General features: G+C 50.8%; 18 protein-coding genes. 11 read left to right on the top strand and 7 right to left on the bottom strand.

Annotation, left to right across the window (positions count from 1 at the left end; genetic code table 11):
- Positions 1 to 594: 594 nt before the first annotated feature.
- Positions 595 to 1014 carry a hypothetical protein gene (locus tag ABF87_RS14370; RefSeq protein WP_160829805.1) on the top strand — a complete coding sequence of 140 codons (420 nt, stop codon included), beginning with the start codon at positions 595 to 597 and terminating at the stop codon, positions 1012 to 1014.
- 220 nt (positions 1015 to 1234) lie between these two features.
- On the opposite strand, the gene ABF87_RS14365 is transcribed toward ABF87_RS14370, so the two are convergent.
- Entirely contained in the window at positions 1235 to 1492 is a 258-nt protein-coding gene (locus tag ABF87_RS14365) for an acyl carrier protein (RefSeq protein ID WP_160829804.1), read from the bottom strand.
- Positions 1493 to 1511: 19 nt separating this feature from the next.
- Entirely contained in the window at positions 1512 to 2729 is a 1218-nt protein-coding gene (gene fabF / locus ABF87_RS14360) for a beta-ketoacyl-ACP synthase II (protein ID WP_160829803.1), read from the bottom strand.
- A 294-nt stretch (positions 2730 to 3023) separates the two neighbouring features.
- Between fabF and ABF87_RS14355 the strand changes: the two genes are divergently transcribed.
- Genes ABF87_RS14355 through ABF87_RS14345 form a run of 3 tightly spaced genes read left to right on the top strand, consistent with a single transcriptional unit; the run spans position 3024 to position 5038 of the window.
- Positions 3024 to 3392: an MbcA/ParS/Xre antitoxin family protein gene (locus tag ABF87_RS14355; RefSeq protein ID WP_240143709.1), complete on the top strand. Its 369-nt coding sequence runs from the start codon at positions 3024 to 3026 to the stop codon at positions 3390 to 3392.
- A 9-nt stretch (positions 3393 to 3401) separates the two neighbouring features.
- Complete coding sequence (locus tag ABF87_RS14350; protein WP_160829801.1) at positions 3402 to 4118, top strand: RES family NAD+ phosphorylase; 717 nt, start codon at positions 3402 to 3404, stop codon at positions 4116 to 4118.
- A 44-nt stretch (positions 4119 to 4162) separates the two neighbouring features.
- A complete protein-coding gene (locus tag ABF87_RS14345; protein WP_160829800.1) occupies positions 4163 to 5038 on the top strand; it encodes a hypothetical protein in 876 nt (291 codons plus the stop codon).
- Positions 5039 to 5112: 74 nt separating this feature from the next.
- On the opposite strand, the gene ABF87_RS14340 is transcribed toward ABF87_RS14345, so the two are convergent.
- Complete coding sequence (locus ABF87_RS14340; protein ID WP_240143708.1) at positions 5113 to 5922, bottom strand: hypothetical protein; 810 nt, start codon at positions 5920 to 5922, stop codon at positions 5113 to 5115.
- A gap of 142 nt (positions 5923 to 6064) precedes the next feature.
- Between ABF87_RS14340 and ABF87_RS14335 the strand changes: the two genes are divergently transcribed.
- From ABF87_RS14335 to ppk1, 7 genes are all read left to right on the top strand, one after another.
- Positions 6065 to 8188, top strand: a complete 2124-nt coding sequence (locus tag ABF87_RS14335; protein WP_160829799.1) for a TonB-dependent receptor — start codon at positions 6065 to 6067, stop codon at positions 8186 to 8188.
- Positions 8189 to 8448: 260 nt separating this feature from the next.
- Positions 8449 to 9150 (top strand): hypothetical protein, encoded by a 702-nt coding sequence (locus ABF87_RS14330; RefSeq protein WP_193568020.1) that lies wholly within the window; start codon positions 8449 to 8451, stop codon positions 9148 to 9150.
- Between the two features lie 327 nt (positions 9151 to 9477).
- The gene (locus ABF87_RS14325; RefSeq protein ID WP_160829798.1) at positions 9478 to 9984 is read left to right on the top strand and encodes a dTDP-4-dehydrorhamnose 3,5-epimerase family protein; all 507 of its coding nucleotides are present in this window, start codon (positions 9478 to 9480) and stop codon (positions 9982 to 9984) included.
- Positions 9985 to 10049: 65 nt separating this feature from the next.
- Positions 10050 to 10862 (top strand): aldolase/citrate lyase family protein, encoded by an 813-nt coding sequence (locus ABF87_RS14320; RefSeq protein ID WP_160829797.1) that lies wholly within the window; start codon positions 10050 to 10052, stop codon positions 10860 to 10862.
- 43 nt (positions 10863 to 10905) lie between these two features.
- On the top strand, positions 10906 to 12027 hold the full coding sequence (locus ABF87_RS14315; RefSeq protein ID WP_160829796.1) for a hypothetical protein: 1122 nt from the start codon (positions 10906 to 10908) through the stop codon (positions 12025 to 12027).
- A gap of 110 nt (positions 12028 to 12137) precedes the next feature.
- Positions 12138 to 13256 carry a PQQ-dependent sugar dehydrogenase gene (locus ABF87_RS14310; RefSeq protein WP_160829795.1) on the top strand — a complete coding sequence of 373 codons (1119 nt, stop codon included), beginning with the start codon at positions 12138 to 12140 and terminating at the stop codon, positions 13254 to 13256.
- A 153-nt stretch (positions 13257 to 13409) separates the two neighbouring features.
- A complete protein-coding gene (gene ppk1, locus ABF87_RS14305; RefSeq protein WP_160829794.1) occupies positions 13410 to 15485 on the top strand; it encodes a polyphosphate kinase 1 in 2076 nt (691 codons plus the stop codon).
- A gap of 25 nt (positions 15486 to 15510) precedes the next feature.
- Here ppk1 and ppx read toward each other — a convergent pair whose 3' ends face one another.
- The 4 genes from ppx to ABF87_RS14285 all read right to left on the bottom strand — a co-directional run bounded on the left by ppx (position 15511) and on the right by ABF87_RS14285 (position 20695).
- On the bottom strand, positions 15511 to 17007 hold the full coding sequence (ppx, locus tag ABF87_RS14300) for an exopolyphosphatase (protein ID WP_240143707.1): 1497 nt from the start codon (positions 17005 to 17007) through the stop codon (positions 15511 to 15513).
- Positions 17008 to 17189: 182 nt separating this feature from the next.
- Positions 17190 to 17636 carry a helix-hairpin-helix domain-containing protein gene (locus ABF87_RS14295; RefSeq protein WP_160829793.1) on the bottom strand — a complete coding sequence of 149 codons (447 nt, stop codon included), beginning with the start codon at positions 17634 to 17636 and terminating at the stop codon, positions 17190 to 17192.
- Between the two features lie 171 nt (positions 17637 to 17807).
- Positions 17808 to 20213, bottom strand: a complete 2406-nt coding sequence (locus ABF87_RS14290; RefSeq protein ID WP_240143706.1) for a hypothetical protein — start codon at positions 20211 to 20213, stop codon at positions 17808 to 17810.
- A gap of 125 nt (positions 20214 to 20338) precedes the next feature.
- On the bottom strand, positions 20339 to 20695 hold the full coding sequence (locus ABF87_RS14285; protein WP_160829792.1) for a YajD family HNH nuclease: 357 nt from the start codon (positions 20693 to 20695) through the stop codon (positions 20339 to 20341).
- Positions 20696 to 20951: the final 256 nt, after the last annotated feature.

Genomic DNA, 20951 nt, shown 5'->3' with positions numbered 1-20951 from the left:
CCACTAATGACCAGCCTATCTTCCCAGCCAAACGGTACAACGCGTGGCGTTGATCCAGCATCTGCTCCAGCCGCAGCCGAAAAATATCATCAATTGGTTTGCGTTCTTTCTTCTTTGGCTTCATCTAATTCACCAGATATCACAGTAAACAGCCTCAATTCTGGCAAATTCCAGCTTTCTTGAACACCCCTCAACGTCAATATCTATGCTAATCGTGATGGTTTCTCAGGTGCGACTATTGTAGGAATTTTAAGCCTAGATATAATGGCCCACCTTTTTCGCCGCGCATAGATCCTAAATCTGGACAGCGATGGCATTGAAATAATCGATACGGTGGCACAGCGATAGTGTTCGATCGCAATGCTGATAGCATTAAAACCATCAGAACCAGTAAGGGTTGGGTCTAAGCAATGACAGTTTTTTAATATTGGATCGCAACGATGGTGAGGCAAAAGATTCAGGTCGCGCGATGTTTGGTGTTAACACCATCAAATCCACTGATGCGCTTGCCACGAATGGCTCTGACGCATTATCCGACTGCGTTGAGGTGCTTCAGGAATATTTTAAACGACCTCAAATTCTGGAGTAATTATCATGAAAGTCATTAGCGCTTTGTTGAGTATATTGATTGTTCTAATTATTCTTTCTTTTCCTATTAATTATTTTAAGCAAAGCCCTCTAGTCAGAGAAATCGCACAACTAGAGCCACCTGTTAGATTTCTGGATGAAGTTAGATTCGATTCGTTGGTACAAAAGTATATACCGTTGGGCATCGAGAAAGAACATGCTATTCGTCAGCTTGAATCCTATGGCTTCGATATTATTAAAAGCGATGAGGTTCCTCGATTATTAGAATGCGAACAGTGTGATAAAGAATATGTGTACGCAAGTTATCAGTTTAAAAATATCTATATTATTCCTTCATATTTAGTATCAATTCAAATGGGATTCCAGAATGGGCGGGTCAGCATAATAGCGGCTGTATTATTTCATAACCATGATTTTATAATCTAATTTCAAATATTAAAGACCTCTGCACAACCGCAAGAATTTTGCTGTAGTGACAGAGAAAATTTTCCAACTGACACTTGTTGCACGTCACTTTAATAGAAAGTGAAGTTTTTTCCTTTTGGAACTTGAGTGCGTCAAGATATCTTGGTTTGAGTGGGATTGATTCCATGCAAATTGCAATTAGCACCCAGAAATAAAATGAAATGCTACATTAACTCAATGTCTATTTTTTCAGATCCTCGGGGGGATGCTTGCTGATGTAATCGATGATGTCGCCGACGCTGCGCAGTCCCTTGACTTCATCGCCATCGAAATTGACGCCAAAGGTTTCCTCGGCATCGAATAGAAGCTGGACGGTATCGAGCGAGTCGAATCCCAATTCTTCGAATTTTGAGGCAGTGGTAATTGTGGAAGTGTCGATGTTCTCAACTTTCGACGCAATGAATGCGATGACTTTCGCTTCGAGTTCTGCTGTGTCCATGTCTGATGTGCACCTATGGTTAACGGGTTGTAAAAACGAGGCTGGCGTTGTTGCCGCCGAATGCGAATGCATTGCATACCCCAACCCGCGTATTTTTCCGGATCGCCTGATTGGGCGTGTAGTTCAGATCACATTCCGGATCCGCTTCTGCAAGATTGATCGTGGGATGTATCGTACCGGTATGCAGCGTCATGATGGTGGCAATGCTGCCGATCGCCGCTGATGCGCCGATGGTATGACCGATCATTGATTTGGTGGCGCTGATCGGGATTTCCTGAGCGCGTTCTCCGAACAATTGCTTGATCGCCTTGGTTTCGATCACATCGCCTAACGGTGTGGAGGTGGCATGCGCATTGATGTAATCCACCTGGTCGGGTGTCATGCCGGCATCCTCAATCGCGGCTTGCATCGCCGCGACCTGCCCATCGATGTCCGGCGCGACCAGATGCGCCGCATCACAGGCACAGCCATAACCGGCCAACCGGGCATAAATGTGGGCGCCGCGCTGCAGCGCTTGCTCTTCCTTTTCCAGCACTAATATGGCGGCACCCTCACCCATCACGAATCCATCCCGGCCTTGCGCGAACGGTCGCGAAGCATGAGCAGGATCATCATTGAAACCCGTCGATAACGCATGCAATGCTTCAAAACCGGACATCGTGAGCGGCAACACGCACGCTTCCGCTCCTCCAGCGATGACGGCATCCGCTTTACCGGTGCGCAGTAGGTCGAGCGCCATGCCAATGGCATTGCCTGCCGACGAACACGCGGTGCTGCAGGTCAGATTCGCTCCTTTCCAACCGAATTTGGTCGCGATCCACGCAGCGGCGGAGTTGGCCATGATGCGCGGAACGGTGAATGGCGGCATGGATTTATTCTGGAATTTGCGGGTTACAGAAGATTCGAATGTTCCAAATCCGCCCATGCCCGACCCCAGGCTGACGCCCAAGCGCCGCGGCGAATAATTTTCCAGATCCCCGGCATCCGCCAGCGCCTGCTGCGCCGCGCTTATGGCCAAGTGCGTGAATCGGTCGGTTTGTTCGATCTGTTTGGGTGATAAAAAATCGGCAGGATTGAAATCTGTGATCTGACCCGCTATGCGCGAATGCAGGCTAGAGGCATCAAAACCTTGAATACGGGTGATTCCGTTGACACCATTCACAGCGGCATTCCAGAACTGATCGATTCCGGTGCCGATCGGTGCAACAATCCCCATTCCAGTAACAACAATATGCATACGATTAAACAGAAAGTTTCAGGGCAGGATATTGAAAAATATGACTGCTATTATCTGTCTTGAATATACTGAAAGCACCATAGGCTGTCAAACAACCTCGCAACGCCGAGGTGCGATTAGTCATACCGAAGAAATTTCATTTCCTCAAGAAATTGAGGTCGGGAACCGTTGATCAACCAGCGAATCTTAACTAAAATAACAAATATTGTATTTTTAGTAACAAAATTTTATCTTCTCATCAATGATCGTGCCATTCACGGAGAAATCATGAGCGCAGTTCTGGAACCACTCAGTATGACTAGCCACGATCGCGGCGCATTGGCCAAGATGGTCATGACGCTGCTGGATCATTGGAAATTGACCACCGAGGACCAGGCGGTATTATTGGGTCTGGCCCCGAACAATCGCACCGCCCTGACGCGCTATCGCAAAGGCGAACCCATAGGCACCAGTCGGGATCAATACGAACGGGTCGGCCATTTGCTGGGTATTCACAAAAATCTGCGTTTATTGTTTCCGAATAACCGGGAACTGGCCTATCGCTGGATGTCGACCCGTAATAAAGCATTCGACAACCTGACACCGGTGGACGTCATCAAGGAATGGGGTTTCGCAGGTTTGTTGATGGTTCGATCCTACCTGGATCATGCTCGCGGTGTCTGATATTTCGGCATGAAGGAATTATTTTCTCGTTTGGGCCTGATCGACGTTCGGCACGATGTCATCCGCAATATCGTCTCATTGCGGGTGTCGCAGGATTTATTCGATGATCTGAGCGCTGATTCAGAAGAATGGTTACTGGCCCAACGGGTTGAAGCGGAAGTGAAACCGCCGCCTTACCGTTCGAATACACCCGTCATTGACCGGCCTTTCGAAGATGCGGAATGGTTCAATGCGATTACGTGGCCGTTCAGACATTGGCAAGTCAGTCGCTTCTCCGACGGTTCATTCGGCGTCTGGTACGGCAGTCATAGCGAAGAAACAACTATTTATGAGTCCGCTTACCACTGGTACCACGGTTTGATCAGCGATGCCGGCTTCGAGCAGCATTCCGTCGTCAGTGAACGCAAACTCTACACCGTGATGTGTAAAGCTGCGTTGCTGGATTTTCGCCCGATCATTCCTCGCCGCTTCCCCGACCTGATTCACAAAACGGACTATACATTCGCACAATCCGTCGGCCAGCGAATGCATCGCGAAGGTCATCCGGGGCTATTAACTTTTTCGGCACGGCATCCAAGTGGAGAAAATTATGTCATTTTCAATCCTGCGGTATTGTCCGATCCACGGCATCATGGTTACCTGACATACCGGCTCGAAGCTTCGCGCATCGCGATAGAAAAAGTGCCCGGCACCACATGGATGGAAATTTCAATGGATGCAATCTGAATGTCGGCTGATACAATTCAGGTTTTCGGATCGGAGGAATCATCATGTATCGCACTATCCTCATGATGTTCTCAATAGGGTTGGTGAGTTTAGTCACCGGGCTTATCACCAGCGGCTGCACCACGGACCTCAATGTAAAAAATACCCCAACTTCCACTACAGGTTCTAACACCATGCCATTCTCACGCAAACCACCCGATAGCTGGTTCTGGTCGCACGATATCCAGCCCCATCATCTGGATGATTTGCCATTTCCCGGCGCGCATCTGGTTCGAATCTCCGCGTATGCTTCTTCGAGCGGCGAGAAAGGCCGGCGTTTTGCAGCTATCGTTTTTCAAGAAGCCGGTGGCGAAAGCCATGTTCTGCAGAATCTATCATCCACAGAACTTGAAACCAAAACATTTCCCAGTAGCGGAAACCCGGTTTCCATCACGGCCGAAGACAGGGACGGACAGCCTCACTTTTCAGTTGTATTGCACCAGGAACCTGGCCCTGCTTTCAAGATCTCTACCGATCTGGATGAAGCCGGACTGAGTCAATTAAGCAATGATCAGCGCCGCATCGCAGATTTCACCAGCTATGTCGTGAACGGTGTTCGTAAGTATGCAGCGATCGTCGAAGAGCGCCCAGGGCCTTCGTTCATCTTTACGCGCGTCACTGCCAAAGAATTGGAGGCTCAATTACGCAAACACAACGCCACGCCGGTTCGCATACGCGGTTTTTTTGAAGGCAATGAACGATTCTTCACCGCGGTGGCAGAACGTTTCGATACCGGTAATTGGAACTGGTATGACGATTTGGACGCTGACGCCGTCGCCGATAAACTTGACTCGCGTGGTGCTTATCCGTTCGATTTGGAGGCCTATCGAACCGAACAGGGCATTCGTTATACGGTGATCATGTACCGTGATCGAAAATGAAGATGAGTTGATCGCAACAACTGATGAGTACTTTCAGCTCGTTGCCGTCATTGCGCCTCATGATGCGATTCAACCTAATACTTGCACACACTTGAACCATCTGAGAGTTGACCACTCGGCTGCTGGCGATGGATGGGACGTCCGAATAGGGTTTTGTATGCAAATTGGGAACGCCACTGCCAGTTGGGCGGGAATATAACTTCATTTACTTTCGAATCAGATTGGGCGCGCGTTGGGGAGAATCGCTGTACGACGTCCTGATAAAATGCCTTGCGTTGCAGATAGCCTACGTGAATTCCATCCGTGCCAAACCAGACTGGTTTCTGCTCGTACAATTCAAAATGATGCCGCGACGCCATTTCCGTGAGCCCCTGATGCACAGCATGAGCGCAGTGCAGCGTTTGCGCTCTCGACATTTGACTGGAGGGATAGAACATCCTGCGGAAAAAAGTATAGCGCCGCTCGGAGAGTTGTTCGATGGATGCGATCGGCAGATTGGTCACGACAACCTGCGCCGACTGTTTCCGCAATTGGCCGATACACCACTCCACCGACCGCAGAATCTGCTCAGGCGGTAATCCATACAGAATGTCATTGCCGATATCGGTCAGCAACGCCATGGTTGGACGCGCTGTCACCGAATGCAGGTATTGCCACAGCCCGCACGCCGCAATTCCGGGCAGTCCGCGCCCAAGCGCTTGGCTAAATACCCCATACGCGCGCCCATGTCCGACCGCCGCCAAAATCTCACTCGGGCCGCCCAAGCGCCGTTGCATCAAATGAATGACCAGCCGCAGCGACAAGGTCAGATTGCTCGCGCCGAGCAAGACAATGCGATTTTGGATATAAACAGAGGACGAATGGATGTTTTCCGAGTGCATCATGCGTTCAACTATCAGTTATGTCCTCTCGTCATCTTCATTGGATTCTCATTGCACAAAAGCGTCATCACCATGAAACGAGTGCCGGTATCCGGTATCATCAAACACGCCTATTTCCCGCCAGCCCAGGAATTCATTGCATCGCATGTCGTTTGTTATCATTTCATCAGGCACAAGCCTTCATCGTTTCCTCAGCGATAAATATTTTCCAGCCAGCTGTGTCGTTATATTCAGCAGTTTTTTTCTGCTGCTTGATTCCGCCTTGGCGCAGCAATCCACTCTGAAGAATCCGGTCATTCTCGACCCTATCAACATTACCGCCACTCGCAGTGAGCGTTCGCCGACACAGATTCCAAACAGTATCACGCAAATTATGCGCGATCCACAACAGGGCTTTCAACCGGGTGCAACATTGGATGAGTTTGCGCGTGGAACACCAGGCGTCTTTTTCCAGAATCAATTCAATTTTACGCAGGATCTGCGCATCGCCATTCGCGGCTTTGGCGCACGATCGGCATTCGGCGTCCGCGGCATTCAGATGCGCGTCGACGGTATTCCGCAAACCTTGCCCGATGGGCAAACGCAGCTGGATTCGATCGACCCTTCGCTGATTGAACGCATGGATATTTTGCGCGGCCCATCGGCATCGCTATATGGCAATGCATCGGGAGGCATGATCGATATCACGACGCGCGAGGCGCCCAAGGAAACGTTCGTGATCATGCCGCGGCAAGTATTCGGTCAATACGACTATCTGAAGTCGGAGTTATTCATGGGCGGCAGCCGTGGAAATGTGGGCTACAGCGTCTTTGGCTCACATTTGCAACAAGATGGTTGGCGCGATCACAGTGCGATGCAAAACATTTTCTCCCAGGCGAAGCTGAATTTCCGCACAAGTGCCGATTCTGATCTGATGGTGGTATTCCGCGAATTTTATTCGCCCCTCTCAAAGGATCCGGGAGCACTGACCAGCGCGGAAGTGCAGACGAATCGTCGTCAAGCCTCGGCGCGTAATGTACAATTCAACGCCGGCGAAGAAATCCGCCAGGAAGAGGTCGGCATGCGCTTTCGCAGTCGATTTTCGGCTGGCAAGGAACTTACTGCGACCAGCTATTTATTGCATCGGGATTTCCAGAATCGGCAGGCTTTTTTTGACGGCGGCCAAGTTCAGTTCGATCGCTGGGTAGGCGGTGTGATGCTGCAGTTCGTCAATGATCATACTCTATTCCATCGGCCCAACCGGTTTCTGATTGGCGTGGATTATGGGATACAAAGCGATGACCGGCAACGCTTCGACAATAACTTCGGCAGACGCGGGGCGCTGAATTTGAGTCAGATCGAGCGCGTCCAAAGCATCGGGCCATTTTTCCGTAATGAATGGAACGTGAAGGACAATCTTGATGTGGTTGTGGGCGGTCGCTGGGATTGGTTGCATTATCAGGTCAATGATATTTTCAAATCCGATGGAAATCAGTCGGGTATCCGGACGGTATCGCAAGCCAGCGGCTCAGCCGGACTGGTGTATCACTTCTCAGAAAAGCATCAGGCCTATACTCATATTGCGTCGGTATTCGAGGCCCCTACCACGACTGAGTTGATCAACAATCCTTCAGGAACCGGCGGTTTCAATCCCCGGTTAAATCCACAAACCTCACTCAGCAGCGAACTAGGTTTTCGCGGCAATGCAGCTGGATTTCGATACGATACTGCGGTATTTTTCATCCGCACCTGGGACGAGATTACGCCATTCGAACTCGCTTCATCGCCTGGCCGGGCCTTTTTCCGCAATACCGGACAGTCGCGCCGCATCGGCGTAGAAACACGTTTGGCCACGCCCGAATGGAAAGGATTGCGCGGTGAAATCAGCTATACCTTTTCCAATTTCGAATTCGAAAAATATATCGTCAACGACGCCAATCTAAAAGGCAATATTTTCCCCGGCATTCCCACTCATCGCTGGGAAGGATTGGTACGCTACGCGCATCCTTGGGGGTTTTTCAGCCAGATGCATGTTCAGCGTGTCGGGGAATTTTTTGTCGATGATGCCAATACCGCAGCCAATCAGGCATACAACTTAGGGCAATTATTGCTGGGTTGGGAAATGAAACGAAATGGGATTGAAGGTTCGGTGTTTTTTGGCATCAATAATCTCTTCGATGCACATTATAACGCCAGCACTCGAATCAACGCCGCGCTCGGCCGTTATTTTGAACCCGGCCCGCCGCTCAATATGTTCGGCGGCGTACGAGTTCGCTTAGTAGCATTCTAATCTTTTTATTAAAAAGCATCATAAAAATAATTGCTTATATTAAGATATAAAAAATAAGGCTATAAACGTGTGAAAATTTTCCACAAAACAATTGACATGGGAAATTTTCCCGCATAAAATTCTCTCTAACATGCAAGAATAATTTAACAACTGATGATGATCTAGCGTGTTAAGGGATTTTGAAGTTCGTTATTTGCAGCTTTAGAATCCGATAAAATCTTCAGATACAATCACATGAATTACATCAAGGAGAAAACAAAATGAGTTCAAGCAATGACGATGGCCCAAATCACGATCTTAATGACGATCATGGAGGTCGCCGCAATGATGACCGCAGTGGTGACGACAATTCTTCGGGAGGTCACAAAATTTTCAAATTTGACATTGCCAATGGTCAAGTGACAGCTGTTTTTGAACTGGATGACGGGGTCTGGGAAGCGGAATCTCTTACCGACCATGGCAAGAAATCTTACACGGTTGATGGTTCTGACGTGATCCGCACAGAGATCAAGCCATTTGGAACAGAAATCACCCGCTACTCCGACTCTGACGGCGACGGACTATTCTCGCGGATTTCTGAACAATGGCAAGTTTCACCGAATGGCGGAAATGGCGTAATTCCGAAATATACCGGTAACCTCAGCTATTTCGGCACGAGTGGTGATGACTTCCTCGCAGTTCGCGGAGGAGAGGATTGCCATGGTGGTCAAGGCGCAGACGATTTCATTTTCCGTGAAGCAAGTCACTTGCGCATTGACGATTTTCGATCGCATGAAGGCGACATGCTGGTATTTGATACCGGCCTGGGATTGACTTCCCGCGAGCACCTGGCCAGTTACATTACCGAGAGTCATCATGATGGTCAGAATTTCATCGTCAATTTCGGCTCGGATGTATCCATCACGCTCGTGGGCGTGCAACCCGATCAGATCGGTTGGGATGACGTCAGCGTTTTGAGTTGATAGATCGATAGAATAACTATTTCCATCCCCCATCCAATCGATGAATATTCGATTGGATGGGTCGCAGCATGAAGGTCGTCTCCTCACGGAAATTCTTTCCGTCGATGTTTTTCCATCAGTCAACTCCACCCATGCCGACTTACCCCAACTCACAATCATTTCCGATTCAGGCAGATAAAAGCATTTTTTAATGAATTCTTTTCACTCTGAAAATTCTTAAAATCCTCAGAAACTGGCCGTTGATTATTTAGTTATAGTGAAACATGACATATAACTCGCTGTTTAATCAAGCCGTAATTTTTCAACACTCTTGTGGAGAGCTCAGCAATGCTGAAGAATGCCAAAAAAGACCAGCAAACAGTAACGAGGGATGGCAAACCGACACGTACGCTGCTGCAAGGCGTAACTCAAAAAGAAATCCCGAACATCATCACCCGCAATGGCATCACGACCGAGCTATATCGCCCGGAATGGGCAGTCGGCCCGGATCAGATACGTCATATGATTCACGTCAACCTGCGCGGCGGCGCAATCAGTGCTTGGCACATGCATGAGCAGCAAATGGATACGTTCTTTGTGATCAATGGATCCATTAAGCTGGTGCTCTACGACGACCGTCCGGATTCAAGCACGCGCGGAGAACTCAATGTCCTTTACCTCAGCCGCATGCGGCCGACATTGACGACCATTCCTCCAGGAATTTGGCATGGACTGCAGAATATTGACTCCAGCGAAAGCAGTTTCATCAATTATTTCGACCGCCCTTACAATTATGCGGATCCCGATGAATGGCGACTGCCTTTTGATACTGATAACATTCCCTACCGTTTCTGATCATTTGCTCATCTTGAACCTTAATCTGCCGATAACACTCATAATTTCAGCACACGAGGTAATGTATGAGCTACGGCAGTGATTTTGTTTTGACCTTATTTACCAACGATCCCGGCCTGGCTCAAGCCGCAAACGATGCGGGCATCAATCGGATCGGCTTGGATTTGGAAAGGATAGGTAAAGAATACCGCCAAGATGCCAGCAAAACATGGATTTCCAATCATCAAAGCTATGAACTGCAAACCATCCGGGATCAACTGACCCGGGCGGCATTATTCACGCGCACCAATCCGATCCATGCCGGCTCCCGCAACGAAATCAACTATCTGTTGGATCAGGGCGTTGATGTGCTGATGCTGCCCATGTTCCGGACGGTAAAGGAAGCAGCCACCTTCATAGAGCTGGTCAATGGACGCGCGCAAGTGTCCTTATTGGTAGAAACCGCCACCGCAGCGATGCGATTGCGCGAAATCATCCGGCTGCCGGGCATCAACGAAATCCACTTCGGATTGAACGATCTCTATCTCGACATGAAACTTTCGAATCATTTTGAGGTGCTCACGTCGGGTCTGCTGGATATGCTGGCGGATACCATGTTGACCGTGGGAATTCCGTTCGGCTTTGCCGGTATTGGTCGAATCAACGACAACCGTTTGCCTATCCCGGGAGATTTAATCTACGCACAATATCCGCGTCTGGGTGCAACCCGCGCACTAGTTTCGCGAGTGTTCTATTCGCCGGATTATCGCAGCCTGAATCTAAAGGAGGAGGTGCGTGCGGCCCGTGAACGGCTCGACTATTGGTATCAGGCTGGTGCAGAAAAGCAGGTCACCGCGCTGGGATCATTGCGTCATATCGTAACCGATTGGGTAGCTTGATCAATACTCGGCGCATCGGAACATTGATGCCAGGCTGCTGGAAATGAGCATACCTCATGTTATTTTCTACGATACATCGCAAGCGTATTACGCCAGTTATTACCTGAACGGTTTCCATGAACTGCGAAAAACGCATGGCGTACGCATGCAGATCGCACATTCACTGCCGGCGCGGTTGAGATCTGCTGTTCAGAACCGCGAGTGGCAACACCTGTTATTCTCCATGGTGTTGTTCGAGCTCCAGCAAGGCAATCGAACATGGTATATCTGCATTGACACGCATGATGACAATTCGCTCGACATCCCAAACCGAACCGGTGGATATCATTGGCCATTGTTGCAATACACCGATGCGTATTTCAAGGTCAACTACAACCTGCAGATCATCCGACAAACGCCTGCACTGGCGGCGCATCAACAAAAAATCCATAGCATCGCTCAGTTCTTCCCAATCAGACCACCACGTCCGCTTTCGCTCAGCCAACGCCTTTTACTTCCCACGGTCTGGTTCGGTTATAGACCCAGCCTGGGTCATGGCCAGCCATACCAGGGTTATCTGGCGGCAGCGAGACGCCGGCTGCGGGATCTCAAAAACTTCCTGACGCTCGATCAGATTATCGCGCATCGCAGCACTCCAAAGGACATCGACATCTTTTACGTGACGAGCTTCCGCCATGCGCCTCGCCACGCACCCATCATGCAACAGCGCCTTCACGTCATGGACATGTTAGCCGGCATTACCAATCTAAGCATCGAAATGGGGTTTACCAGCCAATCGGCGCTACCGGAAAATTTTACGCGTCACCACCACCGCCCCTTAAGCCAGTCCGGTTACCTCGATACACTGGCACGCTCGAAAGTCGTCATATATACCCAGGGCATGGAAGGGTGCATTTCATCCAAATTCAGTCTGGCCATGGCGTTGGGAATACCGGCAGCCGGTGAACCCTTGCTGAATAATTCTGAGCTACTGATAGCCCATCCTCATTTAACCGAGCAATTCGGCTTCAGCGACCCTGATCGATTGGTGGATCAGGCGGTGAAGCTCGCAACCGATCCACAGCATGCGCATCGACTCGGCCTTCTCAATGCGGCAATGTTCGATCATCATCTGGCGCCTCGTCCGGCTGCAGAATATATTCTTCGCATCTTGCAGGTTCTGTAGCGCTTACTCGGCTTCCTGACAGCAAACCGACTGCAATCTCCAGCAAGGTTGAGATGAGCGGACAGGAATGATACATTTAAACACCTGCAACGATTTTCCCCATCCATGCCATGAAACGATTGCTCAGAATCATCTTACTCTCGGCCGCATTCAGCTTGTCACTTCCATTTGCCGCGCAGTCACAGCGAATTCAAACTGAATTTGATGTGGAATTGATTGCCAGAGGACTGCAATTTCCGTGGGGAATGGCCTTTATGCCGGACAAAAGCCTATTAGTCACTGAACGCATAGGTCAATTGCGCATCATTTCACCCGATGGCCGCATATCGGAACCCATCAAGGGCGTTCCGGCTGTTTTTAATGAAAAGCAAGGCGGCTTGCTGGATGTCGCATTGGATCCCGACTTCGCGACCAATCGTTTTATTTATTTATCCTATGCCGAACCTGAAGGCGCCAAAGCAAGCACAGCCGTCGCTCGCGCCAAGCTCGTCAATGGCCAGTTGCAACACCTGCAAGTCATTTTCCGGCAATTACCGAAAACCACCGGCGGCGTTCATTTCGGCTCACGGCTCGCATTTGCGCCCGATGGCAATCTGTTCATCACCTTGGGTGACCGCGGCGAGCATGCCGAAGACGCCCAACGGCTGGACAATTATTTCGGCAAAATCATCCGCATACGTCCCGACGGTTCGGTACCTGCCGACAACCCTTTTGCCAAGAATTCACAAGCAAAACCGGAAATCTGGTCGTATGGACATCGCAGCGTGCAAGGCGCGGCCATCCATCCAAAAACCGGCGACCTGTGGATTCACGAGCACGGCCCCAAAGGCGGCGACGAAATCAATATCCCCAAACCCGGAAAAAACTATGGTTGGCCCAAGGCCAGCTATGGCAGTCATTACTCGGGAATTCCGATCAAGGATGAACACGCCGAACAGGGTTTCGAAGAACCCATCTATTACTGGACGCCATCGATCGCACCGTCCGGCATGGTGTTCTATACCGGTAACCTGTTCGCAGGATGGCGCAGCAATATCTTCATAGGCGCACTGGCCGGTCAACACATCGTCCGTTTGACGTCCGAAAACGACAAAATACTCGGGGAAGAACAATTACTGACGAACACCGCGCGTTTCCGCGATGTCGAGCAAGGCCCGGAAGGCGCGCTGTATCTGTTGACGGATGAACAGGATGGAAAACTGCTGAGGTTGACCCCCAAACGCCCGTAAAGATTGAGCGCAGCCAAGCACTGGCTTTTCCTGAACCATCTCAGTGTCGCAAAATACAGACACCGTCTCCATAAAGAATCAGTCGAACCGCAAACTAGGCTAGAATCCATGCTATTTCATTTTTCTGCAGCCTATATCCGCTAGCCGCCAGCCATGGATACGAGTGATTTAAAAAACCCGACGCTGTATATCAATCGCGAATTGAGTCTGCTTGAATTCAACCGGCGCGTCATCGAACAGGCCAAGGACGAAAGCCTACCCTTATTGGAGAGATTGCGTTTTCTCTGCATCGCCAGCACCAATCTCGATGAATTCTTCGAAATCCGCGTGGCCGGCTTGAAACAACAGGTCAAATACGGCTCGATCCAAACCGGCGCCGACAATATGTCTCCCACCGAAGTGCTGGCGCGAATCAGCGAAATCGCCCATCAGTTCGTCGTCGAGCAATACAGTGTCTGGAATGACATGATCATCCCGGCATTGGCGAAAGACAAGATCCGATTGCTGCGCCGCTCGCAATGGAAACCTCAAACCACACGCTGGATCCATCGCTACTTCAAGAACGAAGTATTGCCGGTGCTGAGCCCGATCGGCCTGGATCCAGCCCATCCATTTCCACGGGTGCTGAACAAGAACCTGTATTTCATCATCTCACTCGAAGGAAAAGACGCTTTCGGACGGGATTCCGGACTGGCCATCGTCCAGGCGCCGCGCTCGCTGCCCAGAGTCATTCATATCCCGTCAAAATACAGCGCCGGCAATCATGACTTCGTGATGCTGTCATCGATCATCCATGCTCATGTCAGCGATCTGTTTCCCGGCATGAGTGTGACTGGGTGTTACCAATTCAAGGTCACGCGCGATAGCGATCTGTTCATCGACGATGAGGAAATCGACGATTTGCTGCGCGCACTCGAGGGCGAACTGCCGTCACGACGATTCAGCGATGCCGTGCGCTTGGAAGTGGCGGACAATTGCCCCGACAGCCTGAGCCATTTTCTGTTGCAAAAATTCGAATTACAGCAAAACGATCTATATCAGGTGACCGGTCCCGTCAATCTGGGACGCCTGCTCGCCATTTGCGATCTGGTCGACCGCCCGGAGCTGAAATTCGCCGGATTCACGCCCGACATTCCGCGGCGCTTGCTCAAAAATCTGAATATTTTTGACGCGCTGCATAATGGCGACATTTTATTGCATCATCCGTTTCAATCATTTGCGCCGGTCGTTGATTTCCTGCGCCAGGCCGCTGCCGATCCGAATGTGCTGTCGATCAAACAAACACTGTACCGCACCGGCACCGATTCCGCCGTGGTTGAAATCCTGAAGGGCGCCGCCCGGTCTGGAAAAGAAGTCACCGTCGTGATCGAATTGCGCGCACGCTTCGACGAAGAAGCCAATATCGAACTGGCCAGCGAATTACAACACGCGGGAGCGCACGTGGTCTATGGCGTGGTCAATTACAAAACACACGCAAAAATGATCCTGGTGGTGCGACGAGAAGGGCGCACATTGCGCCGTTATGTGCATTTGGGAACCGGCAATTATCACGCGCGAACCGCTCGCGTCTATACCGATTACGGTCTCCTGACCTGCGATAAGGCCATCGGTGAAGATGTCAACAAATTGTTCCATCAACTGACCGGATTGGGCCGCGCGGGTAAACTCAAGAAGCTGTTGCAATCCCCATTCACGTTGCATAAGGGCATACTCAGTCATATCGAGAAAGAAATTGCCGCTGCGACCGACGGAAAAAAAGCATGGATCATCGCCAAGATGAACGCGCTGGTCGATCCGGAAATCATCGCGGCGCTCTACCGCGCCTCACAAGCGGGCGTCAAGATCGACTTGATCATTCGGGGCATCTGTTGCCTGCGTCCCGGCCTGAAAGGAATATCGGACAACATCACGGTGCGCTCCATCGTCGGCCGTTTCCTGGAGCACACGCGCGTCTATTATTTTCATAACGATGGCGATGCGCTGGTATTCTGTTCCAGTGCCGACTGGATGACCCGCAATCTGCACTACCGCGTCGAAGTATGCTTCCCGATCGAAGAAAAGCGCACCAGCGATACCGTATTCAAATACGGCCTGCTCAGTTATCTTTCCGATAACACCCAAGCCTGGCAATTGCAAAGCGACGGCTCGTACAAACACTTAAAGCCTGGCTCCACCAAGCCGCGCTCGGCACAACAGGTGCTGCTGGAACATTATTGTGATTTTCCCTAAGGAAGCGCTGATCGTTCCTCAAAAGCTAATCAAAAACCAGCTTAACATCAGCAGCGTTCAGAAAATCTTGCTCGGTTGATAAATCCACCAGGGTGAGCGGATGGTCATCAAGCCAGCCCGATGGAAAATCGAGGTTGATGCGATTCTTGTTCACGCTGATGCGTATCTCCGGCAGATCGCGGCTAGATCGACTCCGGTGCAATACCACTGCCAATCTCAGCAAGATGCACAGCCTTGTGACCGAAATTTTCTGAGTATTGTTGATCAATGCAAATTCCTCCAGCGGAAATTTGCGCCGGTGGCTGCGCACCAACATGGCCAGCTTCGTTTGATCCTGCCGGGAAAAACCGGCCAAATCCGAGTTCGCCGTCAGATAGGCACCATGCCGGTGGTATTGATTATGCGCTACCGATAAGCCGATTTCATGAATGAGCGCCCCCCACACCAGCAATTTCAAGTCGGCCTTTTCATTCAATTCCCAGTCGGTTTTTACCTGATGGAACAAATGTTCCGCAGTCGCTCTGACGCGGTCCGCCTGATCGATGTCGACATTGTAGCGCTGACTCAGCGCCATCATCGTCTGATCGCGGATATCCTCATTATGAACCCGACCGATCAGGTCATACAATAAGCCCTCGCGCAATGCGCCTTCGGACACATCTATCCTGTCCAGATTCAGTGCTTCGAAAATACCGCTCAGAATAGCTACGCCACTGGCAAAGACCGGCTTCCTCCGTTCCGGTAGACCGGCGAAATCGATTAATGCGCTGTCACCGATTGTAAGCAACGCTTCCAGCAATTTTTGCAACGCTGCAGCAGTGATGCCGGCGTCGCACCATCCCTGCGTCTGGACCACATCGCGGATCGCAAGTATGGTGCCGGAAGAACCCAGTGCTCTATCCCAGCCGACTTTTTTATAGGTTGTTTCTAATGATTCCAATTCCTGCATTGCGAATAACATGGCTTTGCGCATCCGCTTGGCTTTGATCTTGCCATCCTCAAAAAAGCGCTGACCTACGTTGACGCACCCCATGTACAGGCTTTCGGTGCAATAGGTGTCGAATCTCCGTCCGATGATCAGCTCGGTGCTGCCGCCGCCGATATCGATGACCAGCCGTTGACTGTCTTCATCATAGAGACTATGGGCAACGCCAGAATAGATCAGTCGGGCTTCTTCGCGTCCGGCGATGATTTCAATCGGATGTCCGAGCGCATGATGAGCCTGGGATAGAAAAATATGGCCGTTTCTGGCCTCGCGCAAGGTATTGGTACCTACGGCACGGACATTGACATGGGGGATTTCCTTGATGCGCTGGCCGAATCGCTGCAAACATTCCAGTGCTTGCTGCGTGGATTCCTCCGACAATTCTTGTTGATCGTTCAACCCCGAAGCCAATCTGACCATTTCCTTCAACCGGTCGATGACTTGCAAATGTCCATCGACCAGATTCGCGACGATCATGTGAAAGCTGTTCGAACCCAGATCCACAGCCGCATAGGATTCATCCATAGGAGACGTCATACCATTGATACTCTGCAAATTGATACATCGATGTTGTGAATCAGCAAAATCAGCAGGGATCGATATTCCCGCGGCCAGGGCAATCGGCTGGCTTGCAAAAACCCGAGAAAATTACTGCACTGGCTATTTTTTAGAACATTCTTTTAGCCATGAATGAACTATCATCAATCATGGAGTGCTGGCTACTTTTTTCCTTTGCCCTTTTTCTTGCCGCTTTTCTTTTTATCTTTATCTTTTTTCTTGTCTTTCTTCTTTTTATCCTGATCTTTTATCTTTGTTTTGGCTTTATCTTTATCTTTCTTTTTGCTTTCCGCATTGCTCGCGACAACCGGCTCTACAGCCTGCTGTGCTACCGGTGACGTTTTTTTCATGACCGGTTTCTTGACCGTTGCTTTTTTGAGCGGGGTCGGCACATTTTTCACAGCAATCGCCGATTGCCTGGCGGCCTGCTGTAAACACTCGGCGGCGGATTTCTTAACCGAACGAGCACGCAATTCATTGAATCCATGAATCTTCTTTAAATCATCGAGACTCATGGCAACCAATGCCTCGACGGTTTTGATGTTATGTTCGAAAAGTGCCTTGGCTGCGACGGGGCCGATTCCAGTGACATCCGTTATTTTAACCATGACTAGACTCCAGAGGATGTGAAAGCCTCATTATATCGGCTTGTCGATTTCAATCAACGACGTCGAGTTCAATCATTGCCGCTGTCCGCCCTGTTCGGCCTGCTTCTCCTTCCTGCCTCCGCACACAACGATCCGCGTCACGCACCATTCATGCCGGGATTTGCCTCGTCATCAAGGCTTCGGCGCAGGCTTGGCTGGCGGGGCTGCCACCGAAGGCGCCGCAGCCGGTGCTGGTGCTTGTGCCGGTGGCGGCGACACAGGTTCAGGTGTTTTTTCCGGCGCTTCCGCCGCAGGTGGTTCAGCAGCATTCGCCGCTTTCGGATCTTTTGCTACAGCGTCCTTTTCAACTGGCGGCGCTTCTTTTACACCAGGGCTTTCAGCCTCTTTCGTCGTTGCGCTACCGGTAATGGCAGAAAACTGCTGGCGCAGCTCGTCGATCATCCCCTGATGCAAATAACCGCCATGCCACAAATAGGCAAGACCGCCGAGTAATAGCAATAGGAAGAGATACGATTTCCACGGGCTTTTCTTTTCCGCATACGGATCGGCCATAGAGCGTTTTGCACCTGGCGGTAGCGCAGCCATGTGAGTAAGCGACGTGCCAAATGGAATGTTGATGATCGCGCGGGTATTGATCGCCCAGCCATTACCATCCAGCAACGGCGCTAAATTGCGCTTGCGGAGTTTGAGAAAGGCAAGCAACACCGAAGGCCCGGATATCAACAGGATCAAGCCGACAATCGTGAGCGGCATCTGCCACCATATCAGGCCCAGAAAACCGGTGACCACCGACGCAATCGCCGTACCGATGGCGCCGATCGCCAAGCCGATCGCGGCAAAAATCCCGGCAAATTTGCCGACATCAAACGGCGCCGCTGCGGGCGCTTTGCCGGCTTCCGCCTTCTGAGACACATCCGAAATACCGGCGGCCGCTTGGTCGTGCACTGATTTTTCGCGCGCGCTCGCCATTTTCTCGACTTGCTCGCCGATCATTTTGCCGATCCGTTTATACGGATACCAGAAAGCTTGCCGCACGCTGATGGGATGTTCAATGATCTTGATGATGGTCGCATCCCAATCCTGGCCATTCCGGTCATAGAAAATGCCGTTGCGGCCAACCATCAAATTATCCGCATCGCCATTGGTGAACGCCGCCGCGATGATGATTTTCTCATCCCCACCACGGCGCTTGCATTCGCAATACGCCAGATACGTGCCGCTCAGGTTGGCCATACCGCTGTGCTTATCCATGTCGGTCACGCGCAGGCAGAAATCACAGCTCCGTCCATCCAGGTAAAGCGATCCCGCCTGAAAAATCGCCTTATCACGGCGAGTATAAAAATCGCGGAAAGAAACGTAATTATTCAATAGCTGAAACAGATGCTGGTGATAACGAATCAATTTTTCTACCGAATTGATCGCATCCGCAGCGCCGGCGTATGAGGTGTCCTTATGTATCAACGCGAGGATTTTTTCATGATAACCGCCTGCCAGAATTTCGCGGACGCGGTCGATCCCAAAAACCTCGACCAATGCGCCCTGCTTGACATCCAACCACGCCTGGTGCGCAGCAAACCGGTCACACAAGTGCTGCCATTCTTCCGCGCTCAACGCTTGTTTTTCCCCGAGCAGCGGCGTGACGACGCTGTGCTTGAATTCAGCGACCGCAGCCGTCCAGGCTGGATTGGTGCCTTCGTCGAGCGGCAGATCTTTTTTAGCCTCAATTTTGGCGATGGGCAATGCCGTCAATTGTTCGGATTGGTTGGACAGATCGGTTTTCGCCAGCGCTTCATAGTCTGACAACGCCGGATTCAACGGCTCTCCCGCGCGCTGATCGAACTCGGCCAAACGGCAACGAATGAAGTAATCATCGACCTTGGCCTTGATCGCATCGAACGCTGCTTTCGCTGCTTCGGTCTTTCTGCCGAGCAATAGCACGTGGGCGGCATCCTGCTCCGCTTCCTGCCACCACGCCGAATATGCGCCGGCTTCGGCAAAAAACTGTTCGACCTTGGGTTCCGAAATGCCGGGCAGGCCGGATCGGTCTTCATCCGCTCCGAGACAGGCAATAATGTCTTCGATCACAGCCCGCGTATCGGCTTCGGATGCCGCAGTAGCCGGAACGATGCCGTCGCCGTTGAACTGAGTGCTGGCAAAAATCCGGTTTAAATCGGCGGTATCCTCAACACTGATGACCTCGGCGTCTTTTTTGTCGATATTCTTCAGAATCTGCTTGGCCGATGTCAGCAGAAGGGCCCCTTCGAGGGTGCTGTCATTAATGGCACTCAACGGCAAGACATCCGCGCCCTGTATGATATCCTCGGCATGCTTCAGTACAGCAACGACCCAACTAACTGCCGCGACGATCTCCGGCACGCGGATATGGCCATCGCCGTCGGCATCGATGAACTCAAGTGTTTTTTTGTCGAACTCGAGATGATCGGTCGGACAGCTCAACGCCACCCACAACTTGGGATCGAGCGCGCTCAATGCTTTCAAATCAGCGCCGGTTTCCAAGCGCACTTGATCAAATCCGCCCGAGCGGAAAAAACGCCATACATGTGAAGTTTCCATCATTCCCCTCTGAATACGTAAGAATTTGCCGACAGTAGATTGAATGATCTCACTAAATGAGCACAACGCCAAGCAGCAATTGTGCCGAGAGGATAAATGTCGAGTGAAAAGGAAAAGCGCTCGAAGAATTATTTTTTCTTCAGTATATCCTTCAGATTGGCAAAAGGACTGAAGGTCGCCGCATCATGATGCTGCGCATGACCGGTTCGTCCCATCGCATCCTTCAGTTTGGAATGCTCATGCTCATGACAGTACGTGCACAGCAGTTCCCAGTTGCTGCCGTCGGGCGGATTATCGTCATGATTGCTGTTCTTGTGATGAACCTCGAGCAGTTGCAGATTTTTATGATCAAATACCCGGGCACACCGCCCACACACCCATGGAAACAGTTTGAGCGCCTGCTCGCGGTAGCCCTGCGCACGCTTTTCCGCATTGCGGCGCGCTTCGAGAACGACTTTATCGAGCTTGCTCATATCCTTGGTCATAAAATCCCTTTAACTCGCTAAATCTCGAATCGTACAGTAATTAGAAATCCAGTCAGCAACTCTCTCGACCGGATTTCTTTAACGTTTACCGAATTGATAAGAATACTCCCTACGCCAGAACCGCTTCCATATTCATGCCCACCAGCAGCACTGCATCGTCCTGCGTATAGGTGTGATAAAAGCCGTGGCTGCCGCCATCGACCCAGTTGCCTTCCAGTATCACCTGATCTCCGGCATTACCGTGGACTTTGAGGGT

The sequence above is a fragment of the Nitrosomonas sp. JL21 genome, from assembly GCF_009833095.1.
In the GTDB taxonomy this organism is placed as follows: domain Bacteria; phylum Pseudomonadota; class Gammaproteobacteria; order Burkholderiales; family Nitrosomonadaceae; genus Nitrosomonas.
The sequence above is the reverse complement of the archived record's forward strand: the minus strand, read 5'-3'. Positions and strand labels throughout refer to the sequence as shown.

Coding starts and splice junctions, on each gene's coding strand:
- ABF87_RS14370 (WP_160829805.1), top strand. CDS start 595: ATGAAAGTCATTAGCGCTTTGTTGAGTATATTGATTGTTCTAATTATT.
- ABF87_RS14365 (WP_160829804.1), bottom strand. CDS start 1,492: ATGGACACAGCAGAACTCGAAGCGAAAGTCATCGCATTCATTGCGTCG.
- fabF (WP_160829803.1), bottom strand. CDS start 2,729: ATGCATATTGTTGTTACTGGAATGGGGATTGTTGCACCGATCGGCACC.
- ABF87_RS14355 (WP_240143709.1), top strand. CDS start 3,024: ATGACTAGCCACGATCGCGGCGCATTGGCCAAGATGGTCATGACGCTG.
- ABF87_RS14350 (WP_160829801.1), top strand. CDS start 3,402: ATGAAGGAATTATTTTCTCGTTTGGGCCTGATCGACGTTCGGCACGAT.
- ABF87_RS14345 (WP_160829800.1), top strand. CDS start 4,163: ATGTATCGCACTATCCTCATGATGTTCTCAATAGGGTTGGTGAGTTTA.
- ABF87_RS14340 (WP_240143708.1), bottom strand. CDS start 5,922: ATGATGCACTCGGAAAACATCCATTCGTCCTCTGTTTATATCCAAAAT.
- ABF87_RS14335 (WP_160829799.1), top strand. CDS start 6,065: ATGTCGTTTGTTATCATTTCATCAGGCACAAGCCTTCATCGTTTCCTC.
- ABF87_RS14330 (WP_193568020.1), top strand. CDS start 8,449: ATGAGTTCAAGCAATGACGATGGCCCAAATCACGATCTTAATGACGAT.
- ABF87_RS14325 (WP_160829798.1), top strand. CDS start 9,478: ATGCTGAAGAATGCCAAAAAAGACCAGCAAACAGTAACGAGGGATGGC.
- ABF87_RS14320 (WP_160829797.1), top strand. CDS start 10,050: ATGAGCTACGGCAGTGATTTTGTTTTGACCTTATTTACCAACGATCCC.
- ABF87_RS14315 (WP_160829796.1), top strand. CDS start 10,906: ATGAGCATACCTCATGTTATTTTCTACGATACATCGCAAGCGTATTAC.
- ABF87_RS14310 (WP_160829795.1), top strand. CDS start 12,138: ATGAAACGATTGCTCAGAATCATCTTACTCTCGGCCGCATTCAGCTTG.
- ppk1 (WP_160829794.1), top strand. CDS start 13,410: ATGGATACGAGTGATTTAAAAAACCCGACGCTGTATATCAATCGCGAA.
- ppx (WP_240143707.1), bottom strand. CDS start 17,007: ATGACGTCTCCTATGGATGAATCCTATGCGGCTGTGGATCTGGGTTCG.
- ABF87_RS14295 (WP_160829793.1), bottom strand. CDS start 17,636: ATGGTTAAAATAACGGATGTCACTGGAATCGGCCCCGTCGCAGCCAAG.
- ABF87_RS14290 (WP_240143706.1), bottom strand. CDS start 20,213: ATGATGGAAACTTCACATGTATGGCGTTTTTTCCGCTCGGGCGGATTT.
- ABF87_RS14285 (WP_160829792.1), bottom strand. CDS start 20,695: ATGACCAAGGATATGAGCAAGCTCGATAAAGTCGTTCTCGAAGCGCGC.